Annotated in this window: 13 protein-coding genes; 2 read left to right on the forward strand and 11 right to left on the reverse strand. The window is 43.9% G+C overall.

Annotated elements, in window-relative coordinates; all coding sequences use genetic code 11:
• Positions 1-125 precede the first annotated feature (125 nt).
• The 11 genes from GQA99_RS06160 to GQA99_RS06210 form a co-directional block, all read right to left on the reverse strand.
• A complete protein-coding gene (locus tag GQA99_RS06160; RefSeq protein WP_160053024.1) occupies positions 126-1,133 on the reverse strand; it encodes a cobalamin biosynthesis protein CobD/CbiB in 1,008 nt (335 codons plus the stop codon).
• A 402-nt stretch (positions 1,134-1,535) separates the two neighbouring features.
• Positions 1,536-2,228, reverse strand: coding sequence for a 5'-methylthioadenosine/adenosylhomocysteine nucleosidase (locus GQA99_RS06165; protein WP_160053025.1), 693 nt, complete (start codon positions 2,226-2,228; stop codon positions 1,536-1,538).
• A 169-nt stretch (positions 2,229-2,397) separates the two neighbouring features.
• Positions 2,398-3,486 carry a methyl-accepting chemotaxis protein gene (locus GQA99_RS06170; RefSeq protein WP_160053026.1) on the reverse strand — a complete coding sequence of 363 codons (1,089 nt, stop codon included), beginning with the start codon at positions 3,484-3,486 and terminating at the stop codon, positions 2,398-2,400.
• 209 nt (positions 3,487-3,695) lie between these two features.
• Positions 3,696-4,511, reverse strand: a complete 816-nt coding sequence (locus GQA99_RS06175; protein ID WP_160053027.1) for a sterol desaturase family protein — start codon at positions 4,509-4,511, stop codon at positions 3,696-3,698.
• Positions 4,508-5,188 carry a CDP-alcohol phosphatidyltransferase family protein gene (locus tag GQA99_RS06180; protein ID WP_160053028.1) on the reverse strand — a complete coding sequence of 227 codons (681 nt, stop codon included), beginning with the start codon at positions 5,186-5,188 and terminating at the stop codon, positions 4,508-4,510. The genes GQA99_RS06175 and GQA99_RS06180 overlap by 4 nt, the downstream gene beginning before the upstream one ends.
• 34 nt (positions 5,189-5,222) lie before the next feature.
• Positions 5,223-5,888 carry an ATP-binding cassette domain-containing protein gene (locus tag GQA99_RS06185; protein ID WP_160053029.1) on the reverse strand — a complete coding sequence of 222 codons (666 nt, stop codon included), beginning with the start codon at positions 5,886-5,888 and terminating at the stop codon, positions 5,223-5,225.
• Between the two features lie 9 nt (positions 5,889-5,897).
• Entirely contained in the window at positions 5,898-7,550 is a 1,653-nt protein-coding gene (locus GQA99_RS06190) for an ABC transporter permease (RefSeq protein ID WP_160053130.1), read from the reverse strand.
• 50 nt (positions 7,551-7,600) lie between these two features.
• Positions 7,601-8,893, reverse strand: a complete 1,293-nt coding sequence (locus GQA99_RS06195; RefSeq protein WP_229785838.1) for an ABC transporter substrate-binding protein — start codon at positions 8,891-8,893, stop codon at positions 7,601-7,603.
• Complete coding sequence (locus tag GQA99_RS06200) at positions 8,880-9,722, reverse strand: DUF547 domain-containing protein (protein ID WP_373291413.1); 843 nt, start codon at positions 9,720-9,722, stop codon at positions 8,880-8,882. Before GQA99_RS06200 ends, GQA99_RS06195 begins: the two co-directional genes overlap by 14 nt.
• Before the next feature lie 138 nt (positions 9,723-9,860).
• Complete coding sequence (locus GQA99_RS06205; RefSeq protein WP_160053031.1) at positions 9,861-12,014, reverse strand: dihydrolipoyl dehydrogenase family protein; 2,154 nt, start codon at positions 12,012-12,014, stop codon at positions 9,861-9,863.
• A gap of 11 nt (positions 12,015-12,025) precedes the next feature.
• Positions 12,026-14,386, reverse strand: a complete 2,361-nt coding sequence (locus GQA99_RS06210; protein WP_160053032.1) for a TonB-dependent receptor — start codon at positions 14,384-14,386, stop codon at positions 12,026-12,028.
• Positions 14,387-14,619: 233 nt separating this feature from the next.
• Here GQA99_RS06210 and GQA99_RS06215 point away from each other — a divergent pair, with 233 nt between their 5' ends.
• The gene (locus tag GQA99_RS06215; RefSeq protein WP_160053033.1) at positions 14,620-15,033 is read left to right on the forward strand and encodes a hypothetical protein; all 414 of its coding nucleotides are present in this window, start codon (positions 14,620-14,622) and stop codon (positions 15,031-15,033) included.
• A gap of 193 nt (positions 15,034-15,226) precedes the next feature.
• Complete coding sequence (locus tag GQA99_RS06220; RefSeq protein ID WP_160053034.1) at positions 15,227-15,892, forward strand: flagellar brake protein; 666 nt, start codon at positions 15,227-15,229, stop codon at positions 15,890-15,892.
• The last annotated feature ends 119 nt before the right edge of the window (positions 15,893-16,011 follow it).

Genomic DNA, 16,011 nt, shown 5'->3' on the forward strand with positions numbered 1-16,011 from the left:
AAGCCTTTTGCCAGACGTTAATATTAGCAATCGATTATGACGCTATGTCGTAATGTGTTAATAACTAATAAGTGTGGGCGTATTATCGCTAAATACTGCTGTGTTTAAAACAGTATTTACCTGTTTTAAATAAATCTTAATCCAGTCCAAATTAATGGCAGTAATAAGGTTAAGCTAATCCAGAATAGATTGGCTGTTTGTGTCACTGTGATCGCTTGGTTTATATGGCGATAATCTGGCAGAGGTCCGGCTTTTACCTTGGGTAAGTCAACGCGAATAGTTTGGCCATTGTTGATAAATTGCTGCGGCCCACCAAGCTCAATGTTGAGTAACTTAGCCGCTAAGGCATAACTGCCATAATGGTTATTAAGCTGCTGTTTATTACCTGGTGCTGGCAACATAGACGACACAATAGAACTTAATCCAAGTTGGCCAAATTGCATTGCGAGCGAGCAATGCCATAGCAAGGTAGGAATAAAAAAGATCACTCGATTAAATTGGCCTACAAAGCTTGAAAAAATATGAAAGTGCGGATGATAAGTCGGCCAGCTGTGTTCAAGCTGCCTTAACATTCTCACCACTAATGCCATGGTTGCGCCGCCCAGAGCAAAAAATAATACCGTGGCTAAGGTGCCATAGATTGGGGTCGTAAATAATTTTTCGATAGTGGTTTTACTTAAGCCAACCGCTGATAACACTTGCGTGTTTTGGCTGACCCATGGCGTGAGTAATTGTTTGGCTTCTTGTTTATTATCTGTTTTGATAGCCAGTGCCACTTTTTCGGCAACCGGCTTAAAAGCAGAATCACATAAACAAAAGTACACAATAATCAGTTCAAAAAACCACGGATATGCAGCAAGGCTAAGTAAAAAGCTAACAATAATGCCGATCGGAACGACCAATAATAATGTCGCTAAAATGCCTGCTGTCAGTTGTTGGCTGACGGCGCGCTCTGGATGATTAACCTTAGTTGCAATCAATACTGCAATGCGATTAAACCAAAGCAGCGGTTGCAGATCGCGTGGAATAGGAACAAAGCGAGCCAATATTAACGCACAAAATAAAATACAACAGCTTTGCAGCAACCCACCGTCCTGGCTCAACAATTGCGGATCGAATAATTGATTAATCATAGAGACTCAATAGTTGCGCTAATCAAGCTAACGGGATAAATAAGCTGCTGTTCAGTATAGCGGTAAAGCGACTGGTTCAGCCTCTGTATTGATGAGAAAATGAACCAGTATATACCCAAACAACCTGAAGATGTTCGATTTCAGCAAGAATTTACACGCGTTTAGGCAAGGCATTGATTGCGGGTAATGGTCGTTCCCTTTCCAAAATCAATAACGCAGCATAAACACGTGTAAAACTTGCCCTTTGGGAGTATCACCGTGTTCCCCTGATTATTAAATCAAGAGCGTTGTTGCGCTAATTTATAAGGTACCTACATTACCGTATTAACGCGCCTAGTATTGAAAACACGGTGAAGCTCTGAAACACGGATCTTCAAGTTGATTGGGTATATAGTAGATAATCTACAGCTGTTGTAACAGCGCAATAACCATCATGGCAGAGTGCATGCCCGCTTTGATGATGTACGAGTCGAAATCAACTGGCGAGTCATTATTTGCATTGTCTGATAACGAACGAATGACCACAAATGGCACGTTAAACTGATGACAAACCTGAGCAATGGCAGCGCCTTCCATTTCGCATGCGGCCATAGTTGGGAAGTTTTCGCGCATCACTTTCGTGCGGACAGGGTCACAAATAAAGCTGTCGCCAGTACAAATTAGCCCTTCAATGGCGTTTACTTCACCGAGTTCAGCCACGGCTTTTTTCGCAGCATTAACTAATGTGTGGTCGGGTAAAAACGCGGCTGGCTGTTGTGCCATCTGACCAATTTCATAACCAAAAGCCGTCACATCAACATCGTGGTGACGCACTTCAGATGAAATCACGATATCGCCTATTGCCAATGTATCAACAAATCCACCTGCTGAACCGGTATTAATCACATGAGTCACCGCAAACTTTTCAATCAGTAAGGTTGTTGCAATACTCGCTGCCACTTTACCTATACCTGAGCGTGTCACAACCACTTCTTTATCGGCAATATTGCCACTGATAAATTCGATACCAGCAATAGTAGTGTGTACAGGGTTGACAATGGCTTGCACTAAATGAACAACTTCTGGCTCCATAGCGCCAATAATACCGATTTTCATGGATAAACCTTAACTGATTAAACAAATTCGAATGGGCGCTAATATAGCATGGGCGCGGAGATTTGTGAAAAATACGCTTGAGTTAAGTGATTTGTGCGCAATGGCCAAAAACCGCTAGCGGAGCGTTATCCTGCTAACGGTTTTAAATCGATAATTGAATTAAAGAGGGTTATTGGTGCTGACTTTGCGACAATAAATTATCGATGGCTTTCACTACGCGAATACTGGCATCTTCCATGGTTTCAAGATGAGCTAAAATCGTGGATTCATCACCAGACTGCATGGCTGCTACCGCTGCTTTACCCGCAATGTGTACTGTTTTATGGGGTTGCTCAATCGCTTTAAAGCTGGACAAACTGGCAAACTGCTGGCCTTCGCCATGGTAATACCATTTGCCGAGGCGGCATTCAGTGTGACTATTAACACTGGCCTTGCTGTCTTTATTAGCTAATATACTGTAAACGTTATTTTTCCAAACGCTATGATCTAACTTTACCGTGGTTAAAAATGCGGTCATTGACGCTTCACCAATAACACGTTTCATCACGCCAGAGCTTTGCAGTACTTCGGTAACCACTTGATCAATTTGTTCAGAAGAGGCTGCAATATCACTTGAACAAGTTTGGTTTGTTATCACAACTTGTTTAATTTGTTCGGTTTGCTCTATGACCGTTGCAACTAATTTTTCAATATTGGCGCTGGCATCATGAGCGTTGCTTGCTAATTGACGTACTTCACTGGCGACAACGGCAAAGCCACGCCCAGCATCTCCCGCACGCGCCGCTTCAATGGCAGCATTAAGTGCAAGTAAATTTGTTTGTTCAGAAATTTGTTGAATTGATGACACCAGGTTGCTGATGCCATTAGCAGATTGGCTCAACTGGGCTGCGGTCGCCATACTTTTTTCTGCATGATCATTTAAATGCCCAGCACGATCTTTTAAGTTACCAATAGCCATACGGGTTTGACCGAACAGTTTGTCCACTTCAGACAGCATTTGTTTTTCGTCGTCTAACTTAATTGAATTAGCCAGAGTGGTGTCACGAATATCATTGAGCATCGTGGCACCTTGTAATTGTATATTAGCGCATGCTGCATTATGTTCCGATTGATTATCAAAAGCCGACATTTGCTCTGCTAACTCAGCAACACGTTGTTGTAGTTGAGATATTTCATCGCTGTGTTGTTGCTCTTTTCTAACGATTTGTTGTTCTAGGTCGGCAATGCGAGCTTTCAAGCTTTGGGTAAAACCGATCATATGGTCTCTTCTGGTTATTTTTATATTAGTAATATAGTGGGCAGATTTGAACGTTTTATCAAGCGCTGCAGATGTTACGTATCACAAATGAAGAGAATAAAAAATCTCAATGTTAAATTGGCTAATGAGTATGGAGTTCTATTTATATTAGTAATACAGCACGTTGTAGTTAATTTAACTTGCTGTATTACAATAACGCTTCTAAAACGTTATTTTTTATTGTTACTAAAAGGCATCCACAATAAACCGTTTAACCATGCATTTTGTTTTGCGTTAGGGTATTGGGTTAAGCCAATATCAATTTGGGTATCAGGTTTACTGGCCTTTGCTGTGTACGTGCCAAATAATTTGTCCCACCAGATAATACTAAAGCCAAAGTTGCTGTTGCTTTCACTCATCAGTTGGCTGTGATGTATCCGATGCAATACCTGAGTGACCAGCACTAAACGGGCGAGTTTTTCAATTTTTGCGGGTAAGCGAATGTTGGTGTGGTTAAAAATAGCAAAGCCATTAAGCAATATCTCAAACAAGATCACCGCTTCAGCAGGGATACCCAATGCCACAATGGCAATCGCTTTAATGCCTAGGCTGGCAATGATTTCGATAGGGTGAAAGCGCAATGCGGTACTGCTGTCGACGTGGCGATCGGCATGATGCACTTTGTGCAAACGCCACAATACTGGAATACGATGAAACAACCTGTGCTGCCAATAAATCAACATATCAAGTAGCAACACGCTGACAGCAATATTCAGCCAAACTGGCAAGCTTAAATAATGTAATAATCCCCATTGTTGTGAGCTGACATACAAGGCAAAGCCGGCTAAACCTAATGGCAGTATTAATCTTGCGATTAGTGATGAGATAATTAACAAGCCAAAATTACCCACCCAGCGTGTTGCCATTGAGGCTGACTGAGGGGTTTTGCTGAGTTTTCTAGCAGGGAACAAGACCTCGAGACTCATCATTAATACCAAAATGGTTAAAAACACTCCCAATCTGATTGCTGCCATATCATCTATCATGTTTTCGGCTCCTCAATTGCAGTGTTAATTGGATTGGTGTCTGTTGTTGATGACTGCGCCGCTAGATGATTTTTTAAGGTGTTATAGCCGCCGTGAATACGGGTGAAAATGGTAATAGTACCTAAAAAAGCAAACGTATAAGCCAGCTCTGGAAAGTAAGTCGGCCATAAACAGAATGCCACAAAAAAGGCGATAGTTTCAGTGCCTTCGGTCAGGCCATTCAAAAAATAAAAACTTTTATGGGCAAACTGTGGCCGCGGTAGATTGAGTTTTTCGGCTGGGATTGCAAAGGCTAAAAAGCTTGATCCTGTACCAATAAACACAGTGAGTAACACAGCAGCGGCTAACGCGTTTTCATTGGGATTGGCGAGTGCAAATCCTAAAGGAATCGCGGCATAAAACAAAAAGTCGAGACAGATATCTAAATAACCCCCCGATGGCGTAGTGTGTTTTTGATGACGGGCAAGGGCACCATCAAGTCCGTCAATAATGCGGTTTAATACGATAAATAATAATGCTACGTACCAGGCTTGTAGGGCTAAAAAAGGCACTGCTAACATTCCAACCACAAAGCCGATGAGTGTGAGTTGATCGGGTTGTACTTGTTTTTTATCCAGTAGCAATACAAGCGGTTTAAGCATTGGCTTGATCACGGGTGTTATAAATCTATCTAGCATTTGTGGTTTCCAATTAATTGTCACTATTCACACGCTAAAACAGCGAAATGATCTTGCCCTGCGCCGCCTCTGCATCGCTTTGATCGTGAGTAACCATAATCGCGGGCAGCTTGTGCTGACGAATTTGCTCAAACACCAACTGCCGTGTTTCTTGGCGTAATTGGCTATCAAGCTTACTAAAAGGCTCATCAAGTAAAATGGCTTTGGGCTGACTTAATAACACCCTCAGCAGTGCGACTCTAGCTTGTTGCCCACCCGATAAGCTTTGTGGGCTGCGATGCTCTAAACCGGCTAATCCTACTTGAGATAATGCCTGGCTAATATCAGCTTGGCGTTGTGCTTTAGCTCCGGCTGGCATGGCAAAGCTAATATTACCTGCGACAGTGAGATGCGGGAACAGTAAAGGGTCTTGATATAATAATCCAATACGTCGCATATGGCTGGCAGTGTCAGTGATGAGCTGTCCATTTAGGTATAAATTGCCCGTGGCACTAAACCCCTTTGGCAGCATTCCGGTGAGCCAATTTAACAGCGTCGATTTTCCGCTACCCGATGGCCCCATAATCGTCAGAATATCACCACCAACGATGGTTTCGTTTAAGGATAACAACAGCTGTTGTTGCCGCTTTAGGGTTAACTGTTCAATCACCAACGAAGAAGTGTTTGAACTTGCCGCGGTTGTTTGCTCGTGCGTTTGCATTATGTGTCCTTAATCGCGGTGTGTTAACAGCATTTTAGGCAGTGCCCATGCGAGCAGAAAACCAAGAGCTGGGAGCAACATTTGTACTAATGCATAAACCGCACTAGTACGTCGACTGGCGCCATTCGCTAAAGTTACAGCCTCAGTGGTAATGGTATTAATCCGCCCACCACCGGCTAATAATGTCGGTAAATATTGGCTAAAACTAATGGCTAAGCCTAGCGCCGCAGCTATAAAAATAGGTGCTAGCAACATGGGTAATTTTATTTGCCAAAATATTTTTGCCTGGCTGGCGCCTAAACTGGCGGCAACATGACTAAAGCGCGGATCTAAACGCCGGTAACTGCTTGCAAGCGACAAAAATACATAGGGCAATACAAAGAGTAAATGCGCTAGTACCACATTAATAAAGGTATGGTGACTGTTTACTTGCTCTAATACCCATACCAGGCCAAATAAAAACGCAATGCTGGGGATCAGTAACGGTAGGTAAATGATCACACTGGTTAATCTTGAGGTGGCTTTACTGGTCTGTTGCTCAGATTCTAGCGTCAGTAAGGTCAGCACAATCGCTAATCCCGTTGCACACACTCCAATTAACACTGTATCGAGTAGCGGCGTGTGCATTTGTTGTAATGCAGATTGCCAATGCTGGCCAACAAACGTCTGAGACAGTAGATCAGGATAAGCCCAAAAACCGGCGAAAGACCATAACACCATGCCCAGCAAGGCTAAGCCGATAATCGTTAACATCACCAGAGTCATCACGTGAGTGATATTTTGCATGATGGCGCCGGCATATTCGCGCTTACCATTAACCAACATAGATTGAGACAGTTTGTTGATGAGCTTTTCTGCCAACCACCAGCCAAGCAGTAAGAGTAACGTCAGGGCTATCTGCACAATGGCACCAGCCGAAGCTTTAATACGCAAGCTTAAATCGACATCGTGAAACCATTGCATAATGGCCACGGCAAGCGTTGGCGGACTATTGGGACCTAAAATTAACGGAATCTCGACACTGGCACTGGCATAGGCAAGTACCGCTAAAATCGGTAAGCGCAAAAAGGGATATAAGCTGGGCAAGACCACTTTGAAAAAAGCGGTCATCGGGCAATAACCTAGGCTTAGTGCCACTCGATGCTGAGCCCGCAACGTATGGCCTAACTCGGGCTGTGCCAGCACACCTAGAGCCATCAATAATAAAAAAGGCAACTCTTTGAGGGTTAGGCCTAAAATAATACTTAGCCCCATAGCATCATGCGGAAAAAGCCAATCAGGTGGTGAATCCCAGCCACTTAACCAGGGTGACACCAGCCGTGAAAACATCCCTGACGGGGTAATTAAAAAGCCAATGGCAATCGCCGCGGCGGCATGAGGGATAACTAAAATTGGTCCTAACAAGCGTTGAATATAACCTAGCCAGGGGCTAGTAAAGTAACTGCCTAAAATCAATATGGTAATGACAAAAGCCAGTAAGGTACTGATAAAGCTGGTGGACACACTGAGTAGCGCCATATAGCCAATGCCGGGCGTATGCCATAAATCCACAAAGCCACTGACATTAAATTGAGTGTGCCCAAGTACCGGAAACCAGCCAAAAGCCGGTAACACCACTGCAATTAAACCGCCCATAACCGGCAGCACGAGCAACGCCATCATTAAATACGGGCTACTGCGAACCAAGGTATTAAAACCACTTTTTGCTGTTATCACCGCATCACTCCATAGCGTTGTAACCACTGGGTTGCAATGACTTTAGTCCAACTTGGGTGCGGTTCGCTCAATGCAGGACTGCTGTCTTGGTTAGCGATATTGGCACTAGGGTGTGACAGTGCGGGTGGCTCAAACCACTTCTGTTGCTTTGCTGGTAATTGCGATAAAGCAATCACACTGGTGTCGCCCCACACGTTTGCTTGTTGTTTTTTTGCCTGAGCTTTTGGGCTGAGTAAAAAGTTAACCACCAATTTAGCGCTATTTGTATGCGCTGCATTATAAGGAATGGCGACAAAATGGATGTTGCTTAAACTGCCGTCACGCATGCGATAACTTCGGGTGCTGTCTGGTAAATCAAAGCGCGCGACAGCCGCGGGCACTTCGGCGGCCGAAAAGGTAAAGGCCAGTGCTAGCTCGCCATCGCCCATTAATCGGCGCAGCGCTAAGCCGCTGGACATAAAATGTTGGCCTTTACGCCATAAGTTTGGATGTAAATCGTCTAAGTATTGCCAAAGTGGTGGCAATAATAATGCCTGGCTTTGCGCGTTAGCGGGTTGATAAAGCCTATTTTTAATGGCATCAGGCTGACTGTTGTTAAGGGCGATTAGCGCATATTTTAAAAAGCTCATGGCTAAAAAATCAGGCGGCTTAGGATAACTAAATCGCCCCGGATGTTGTTTTGCCCATAAGCTTAATTGTTGCAGTGTTTGTGGTGGCGTTTGGGTCAATAAGCTGTCGTAGTAAAACGTCAGTGCCGCTTTGCCCCACGGCGCTTCCATGCCTTGAGTCGGTACGCCAAAATCACGGCTCATGGCCGGATTATTATCAGGATCGGTTAAGGCAAAGTGGGGCAATTGCGCAACCCAATTTGGCGCCAATAATTGATGCTTTGCCATCGCGGCAAAGTTTTCGCCATTAATCCACACTAAATCGACTTTGCCATTATGATGGTTACTGGCTGATTTTTCTGCCAATACCCGGCTAACGGCTTCGCCTGTGTCGGTGAGTTTTACATGGTGTAATGTGATTTGGTATTGCTGCTTAACTTGCTCGGCAACCCATTGAATATAGCGATTGATTTGCGGATCGCCGCCCCAGGCATGAAAGTACACATCTTGGTTAACACCACGCGCTTCAATCTCTTCCCATGCGCCAAGCTCATTGGTTTGTGCATAAGCTACGCTCGTCCAAAGGCAAGCATATACACTGACACCCAATGCCAAAGCCGCCACAATATGCTTCATTATGTTAGAGATTTTACTGGAGAACATTGGTTTATCGAACCGCATTTAACGACCAGTTATAATCGAGGTAATCGATATCTAATTGCTGCTTATTCGCGGCATCTTGCTGAGCACCATTGAGTGTTAACGCGTTAGGGTAGAGTAATAAAAATGCTTCAACAGAATCCGCACCGGCAAAACCTTGAGTAAAGTCATCGCCATACCATTTAAAAATGGCAGACAAATAGACCGTATCGCCTTTGGCATAATTGCGGCTAGTGTCAGCTAAATAACGCTTGGTTTGGGCATCGAGTTGTTGCTCAAGCTTAGCGCCGGTATAGGCTTCTTCAAGCAGTGCTGGGCAGCCGATGCTGGCACAATTTACCGCAAAATGAATTCTAGGATCGTTATATCGATCGCTACCACGGATCAGTTTATGTTCAATATCATTGAGGCTGCGGGTTTTGCCAAGCAAAGGAATAAAGCTTTTGTCCCAGGGCGAGCTAAAAAATCCGCCGAGATCTTTTATCGATTCAATATCAGGATACTTAGTTAAGATGAGCTCAACCGTCCAGGCGTTATAAGCATTGATGAGCATGGCCAATTGTGTCGATTTATCCCATGCATCAAATTGTGTCTGACTGATGTTGCTCAGCTGCTTGAGGTAACTTTGCAGTTGAGTGCGTTGCTGCTGCATTGCCGCATAATCTACCGCGCTACTGTTGCCATTATTAATCGGCTTTACGTGCTGACTCACCAAGGCTTGCCACTGTTGGTGTAAGGCCTGCTCAGTTGTTGCTGGGATTGCATCGGCAGCCACACTGATTTGACTGAATAGTAGTGTGCTTAAGAGTAGGGGCGCAATGACAACACTTGCGACAAATGCCTTGAATATTGTACTCATTTTATTTGGCTCTCTTACTGCAATTGGCATTATCTCTTGCCCGGCAGTTTCTATTGATTCACGCTTGTTTCATTTAATGACTGGCAGTTAACCTGGGTTAACTGCCACCATTTTATGCTTTTTAAAGGATTAACCACGGCGCCATGTGTGGTATTTCTCTAACCAACGCAGCACGGTTGCTGGTGCGTGATTACGTTTCCACTCGCCAGCGGCGTACTTGTTGCCTTCGGCCCATGTTGGGTAACTGTGGATGGTACCTAAAATCTTATTCAGCCCTAAGCCATGTTTCATCGCTAATACAAACTCAGCAATTAAGTCGCCAGCATGTTCTGACACGACAGTAACGCCTAAGATTTTGTCTTTGCCTTTTGGAGTGATGACTTTAATAAAACCGTCGGTGGCACTGTCGGTAATGGCGCGGTCAAGCTCGGCAAAATCAAAGCGCGTGACTTCATAATCAATCCCTTGTTGCTGAGCTTCATATTCGTTTATCCCTACACGGGCCACCTCTGGATCGATAAAGGTGGTCCATGGGATCACGCGGTAATCGACTTTAAATTTTTTCAAATGACCAAACAGGGCGTTTACTGCTGCGTACCAACCTTGATGCGCGGCCACATGAGTGAACTGATATGGGCCAACAATGTCGCCAGCGGCATAAATATTAGGGTATAGCGTTTCTAAATATTCATTGGTTTGAATGGTGCGATTGGTTTCAATGCCGAGTTCTTCTAAACCGTAACCGCTTAAACGTGCACTACGACCGACAGCACATAACAACTGGTCGTATTCAATAGCTTGCTCTTGGTCTTGATGCTTAACGATAAGGTATTTTTTACCTTCGCGCAGTTCACAGCGCAGGGCCTGGTGCGAGGTTAAAATGTTAACGCCACTGTTACGTAATGCCTGGGTAGCAAACTCAGACACTTCAAGATCTTCTTTAATCATGATGCGCTCAGCCATTTCAACTTGAGTGACTTGTGAGCCTAAACGGGCAAAGCTTTGCGCAAGCTCAGAGCCAATTGGGCCGCCGCCAAGTACCACTAATTTTTGTGGTGCAGCATCAAGTTTGGCAAACTTGTCCCATAAGGTGTCACTGGTAACATAACCGACTTCTTCAATACCTGGTAATGGCGGTACAAATGGGCGGGCACCGGTGGCAATTACAATGCTGCGCGCGGTTAGGCGAGTGGTGTTGCCGTCTGGGTAGGTAATTTCTACTGTCCATGGGTCAATTAACTTGCCGTAGCCTTTGACCACATCAACCCCTAAATTAGTATAACGCTCAACACTGTCGTGCGGCGCAATATCGGCAACCACTTGATGCACACGTGCCATGACTTTTTTAAATGAAAACTCAGGTGTGCTGTCTTCTAGGCCGTAATGATGGGCATTACGTATTTGCTCGGCTATTTTGGCACTTTTAATAATCGCTTTGCTGGGCACGCAGCCATAGTTTAAGCAGTCGCCGCCCATTTCACCGGCTTCAATTAAGGTCACCTTGGCTTTTACTGCAGCGGCAATATAACTGGTTACAAGACCACCCGCGCCAGCGCCAATCACAATAAGGTTGCGATCAAATTTAGCGGGTTTAGTCCAGTTGCTGTATACGCGACGTTTTTTAATCATATTCACAATGGCCTTAGCGATAAGCGGGAATAAGCCTAATAGTGCAAATGACAAAATTAGGTTGAACGATAAAATGTTAGATAAGCTGTCGATTTGTGCTAATTGAGTCCCGGCATTGACGTACACAAAGGTGCCCAAAAACATACCGACCTGGCTGACCCAATAGAAGGTCCACGACTTAAACGCGGTAACGCCCATCAGCATATTGATTAAAAAGAACGGGAAAATAGGCACTAAACGTAAAGTGAATAGGTAAAAGCCGCCTTCTTTTTCAATTCCGGCATCAATGGCCGCTAAACGCTCTGGAAAACGTTGTTTAATCGAGTCACGTAATAAGTAACGCGACACTAAAAAAGCTAGTGTTGCGCCAATGCTTGAGGCAAATGAGGCTATTATTAAGCCTTCGACTATGCCAAATAACGCACCAGATGCGATGGTAAGAATCGCCGCACCGGGTAGTGATAATGCCGTGACAGCCACATACAATGCAAAGAAACCGCCGATGACTAACAGTGGTGATTCTTGACGTAGCTGGCTAAATTGCGCCATTGAGCCTTTTAGGCCATCAAGCGTGAGTAGTTGGTTTAAATCGAAGTGGAAAAATAACCCCACCAGCGTTGCTGCAATAATTAATAGTATGATTTTTTTTAACATGTTTTATAGCCTTAAAATGAATGCTGCAATGTCAGGGTGGCATTAATAGGTAATTCTGGGTAAACCAGGGTAGAACCGAAATAACCGCCTTCAAATACTGGGCGCCAGTTCTTTTGGTTTGTGACGTTATTAACGTCAAGTCTTACACTGGTTTGTTCGCTAAAGTCATAGCGAGTATTGATATTGAGCGTGTATTGATCGCGAATATACACAGTTGCTAAATAGTCCAATGGATAACTCTTGGTATATAGACCGGAGAAACCGGCTTTCCATTTCTCAGTAATCGACATTCCGCCATTAATTGTGAACGTTTGTTCAGGTAAACCTTGTACACGGCTATTTGATGGCGCAAATGACGCAAAGTTTGGCGCGCCTATTCCAGTACCTGCAATGATATCTGGTCGTGAATTATCAAACGCATCGGCCACTTGAACCGTATCCTGGCTGCTGGCTGAATTATCATAGCGTGCATCTAAATAACTGTAGCCCGCACTAAACCAATATGGGTCGGCGTCATAAAAGGCTTGCGCCTCAAATCCTTTAGTACGAATTCCTGTGTTGCTGCCATCGCGATTTCGCAAACTGCGTTTTTGATCAAACACAGCCGCATCGACATACCAGGCACTGTCGCTTGGCGAATATTTAATACCCACTTCGGTTAAGGTGTTTTCGGTGGCAAAGTTTTGGCTGCTAATTTGGTTATTGGCGCCTAACGTGGTGCCGCCCGCCATACTGTTTGAGGTGGACTCGTTATAACTGGCGCTGGCATAGGTGGTGATAAAGTCGCTGAGCTGATAGCTAATACTGATTTGCCCAGATTCGAGCATTTCATTAATTGAATCACTGGCGGCAATTTGCCCTTGGGGCACTAAAGCATCGCGAGCTTCAACATCATAAAAGTCAGCTCGATAGCCAATGCTGGTCGACAGTTTATCGGTCCATTGGCTGTTGTGTTGAATCGCGAGGCCGGTTTGCCAGCTGGTTGAGTCTGTGGTGTCAGATAATGAATAGTCGCCGCTGCCATTTCCATCAATGTCGTATTGTGCCCCAGGTGATACAAACACCCCAGGGCGCAGCTCAACCAGCCTTGCTTGCTGTTCTGCAGTAAGTGGAATTCGGCGGTTTTCAATGGGGCCTGTTAAATCGATAGGTAAATCGGCTTCGGTGGTAAATTGGCTGTAACCTAACACCTTGTTGTAGCGGATATCGGCAGCGACAATGGTGCTTTGGTCGTTGTTCCATTGATAGGCTAACTCAACTCGGTTTTGTGCAGTGTCAGCGCCATCGATGATTTCAACAAAACTGTTTTGGGCAATTTCTTCACGTTCTAAGTGCTGATAGTAAGTGATATTTTTAAAAGTGGCTTTATCGCTTAACTCACGCACATAGGTGCTGTGAAGAATAAACGTTTGCGCGTTGTTGATGTTGTCTGGATCGGTCAGTACCTGGCTGCGATCTATTTTGACTAACCCAGTTGGCGACACAATGGCATTGGCGCCTGGTATGGTGCTGCCGTTAGGTTGAATGCCTTGACCGGTAACATATAAGCCATCATCAATTAATGCTTGGGTCGGGCGGTTAATCCCGGCGTTGTCGGTAAAGTCGACATCATAATATTCGACATTGATGTCCCAGGTGCTGACATTGTCTGGTAACAGGCGAAATGCCACAAAAATACTGTCGCTTTGAAAGCCAGAGTAATCATAGTAGCTGCCATTATCGATATGCTCGACACTTAAACGAACACCACTTTGGTCTGCAACAATATCGGTGGCAATATCTAATTGAGCACGATAATGATCCCAACTGCCGGCCGAGGCGGTGAGGTTGGCAAATTTGTCATTAGTGGGCGCCACTTTAGAGTGCACATTAACAAAACCACCATTACGTTGGCTGGTGCCTAGTAATACTGGGGGCGCACCTTTTACCACATCAATTTGTTCTATGGCGTTAAACGACATTGGGATCCCAAAGCCATTATTACCCGCCTGGCGGCGCACACCATCTTGATATAACTCACCTAACTGACCACGAATAGTCGGCAAGCTTGAGGCGCCAAAACCGCTGGCCGAATAACTATTAGGGCTGACTTTTTGAATATCTGACAAGTCGATAATATTAAGCTGTTCAATCATCTCGCTTGTAATAGGAGTGACCGAGCGGGCAATATCTTTAAGCGCAATACCATCACCAAAAGGGCCATCGACAGTGCTGTTTTTAGGTGACAAACCTTTATCGTTAATCGCTTTGCCTGACACTTGAATCACTTCGATAGTCGAAGTGTCTTCTGCCGCGACAGTTAACGAAGAGGATAAGGCTAAACCAACAGCCAGTGCTGTTAATGAACGGTTTGAATAACGATAAATAGGCATAATATTTTCTGCTGTGATGAACTTGGCCTAAAAGACCTAATGATTAACGAATTTATTACAACTATCTTATGCCAAATTTTGTTTGTTTAGAACTTAATGGCATAAGTGATTGTGCAATATCATCTGAGTTTATTCGGTCCCTTGGGGGCTGGTTAACTTTTGTCGTTAACACCAGTTTAGCCTATTAAAAGCTCAGCAGAATGAGTTTTATTTATATTTTTTAAGGAATTAAGATGCAAACAACACTAAACAGCGACGTTCAAAGTAAATTGCAATGGTCGTTACTGTCTTTACGCGTCGGCGTGTTTATCGTGATGCTTGTGTGGACATTGGACAAGTTTGTCAATCCTGGCCACAGCATGAAAATATTTGAAAAGTTTTACGGTATTGGTGGGGTGAGTGAAGTCGCAGCGTACATTATGGGCGGTTTGCAATTGTTACTGGTGATTGCCTTTGTACTTGGGATTAAAAAACGCATCACATACGGAGTGATATTCTTAATGCATGGCGCGTCAACCTTGTCAGCATTTAATCAATACTTTGATGCATTTAATAACTTACTGTTTTTTGCTGCATGGCCAATGTGGGCCGCGTGTTTTGCCCTGTACTTACTGAGAGATGAAGATACTAAATTTACGGTAAAATAACGATGTAGCTATTCGTATTTCAGGCCAGCATTTGCTGGCCTGATTTGTTTTAAACAACATTTTATTCATAAACAATAATGTGCTCTAGGTAGAACAATACGAAATCTGTTATCTTTATGTTAATGATAATATTTTGGTTTAATAAGTTGATAAAACAGAGCGCTATCACGTCCACTTACAGGGTGAAAGCTTTATGGTAAAAACCCCAGCGAGCGAGTTACTTGACGATTTACGCTTAATCGATATCGGCATGGATCTGTTTATTGAGATCCATTTTGCCAATGGCAAAAAATTACAATCTCGTTCAAGCTTGATTGGTTATCAAATTAATCGTTTTATATTGATTGAGTTTCCCACCAAAGATTTTTCTGAAGCCTATCAGCATATGTTAGCCAATGCTGAGATTGTGGTGAGAGCGATGACCAACAGTGGTTTTAAAGACATCATTGCCTTTAAATCAACGATATTATCTGTGGTAAATCAACCTGTACGTATGCTGTGTTTGAGTGTGCCTAAATCGATTACTAAGAAACAAGTGCGTGAGCAATTGCGCGTCGATATTGAGCAAGATGTGTTTATTATGCACGACGATAATAAAATCAACGCTAAAATGCTCGACTTTTCGTTGACAGGTTGTTTTGTCACACTGGCGCCTAAATCAATGAATATTGAGCAAGATGCCGAAGTGCATGTAGCGATTTCTATTGATGAAAAAATGTCAGGTATTTTAACCGGAACAGCGGTTAAGGTGCAGCAACTTGAGGGAGAAATGACCCTTGGGGTAAAGTTTTCGAGCGAACATCCTGAATTAAAAAACACCTTATTTAGTCATTTCTTGGTGAGTACCGCCAAAAAATAATTACCGACGGTTGGGCAAAAAAATGCGCATCATAATGATGCGCTAAAATTCACAAGCAAACTCGGTACGTTATAATTGTTAGTAGCCTGCAATCAATCACAGGCTACGTAGTTCAATTG

It is taken from the genome of Shewanella litoralis (assembly GCF_009828585.1).
Lineage (GTDB): Bacteria > Pseudomonadota > Gammaproteobacteria > Enterobacterales > Shewanellaceae > Shewanella > Shewanella litoralis.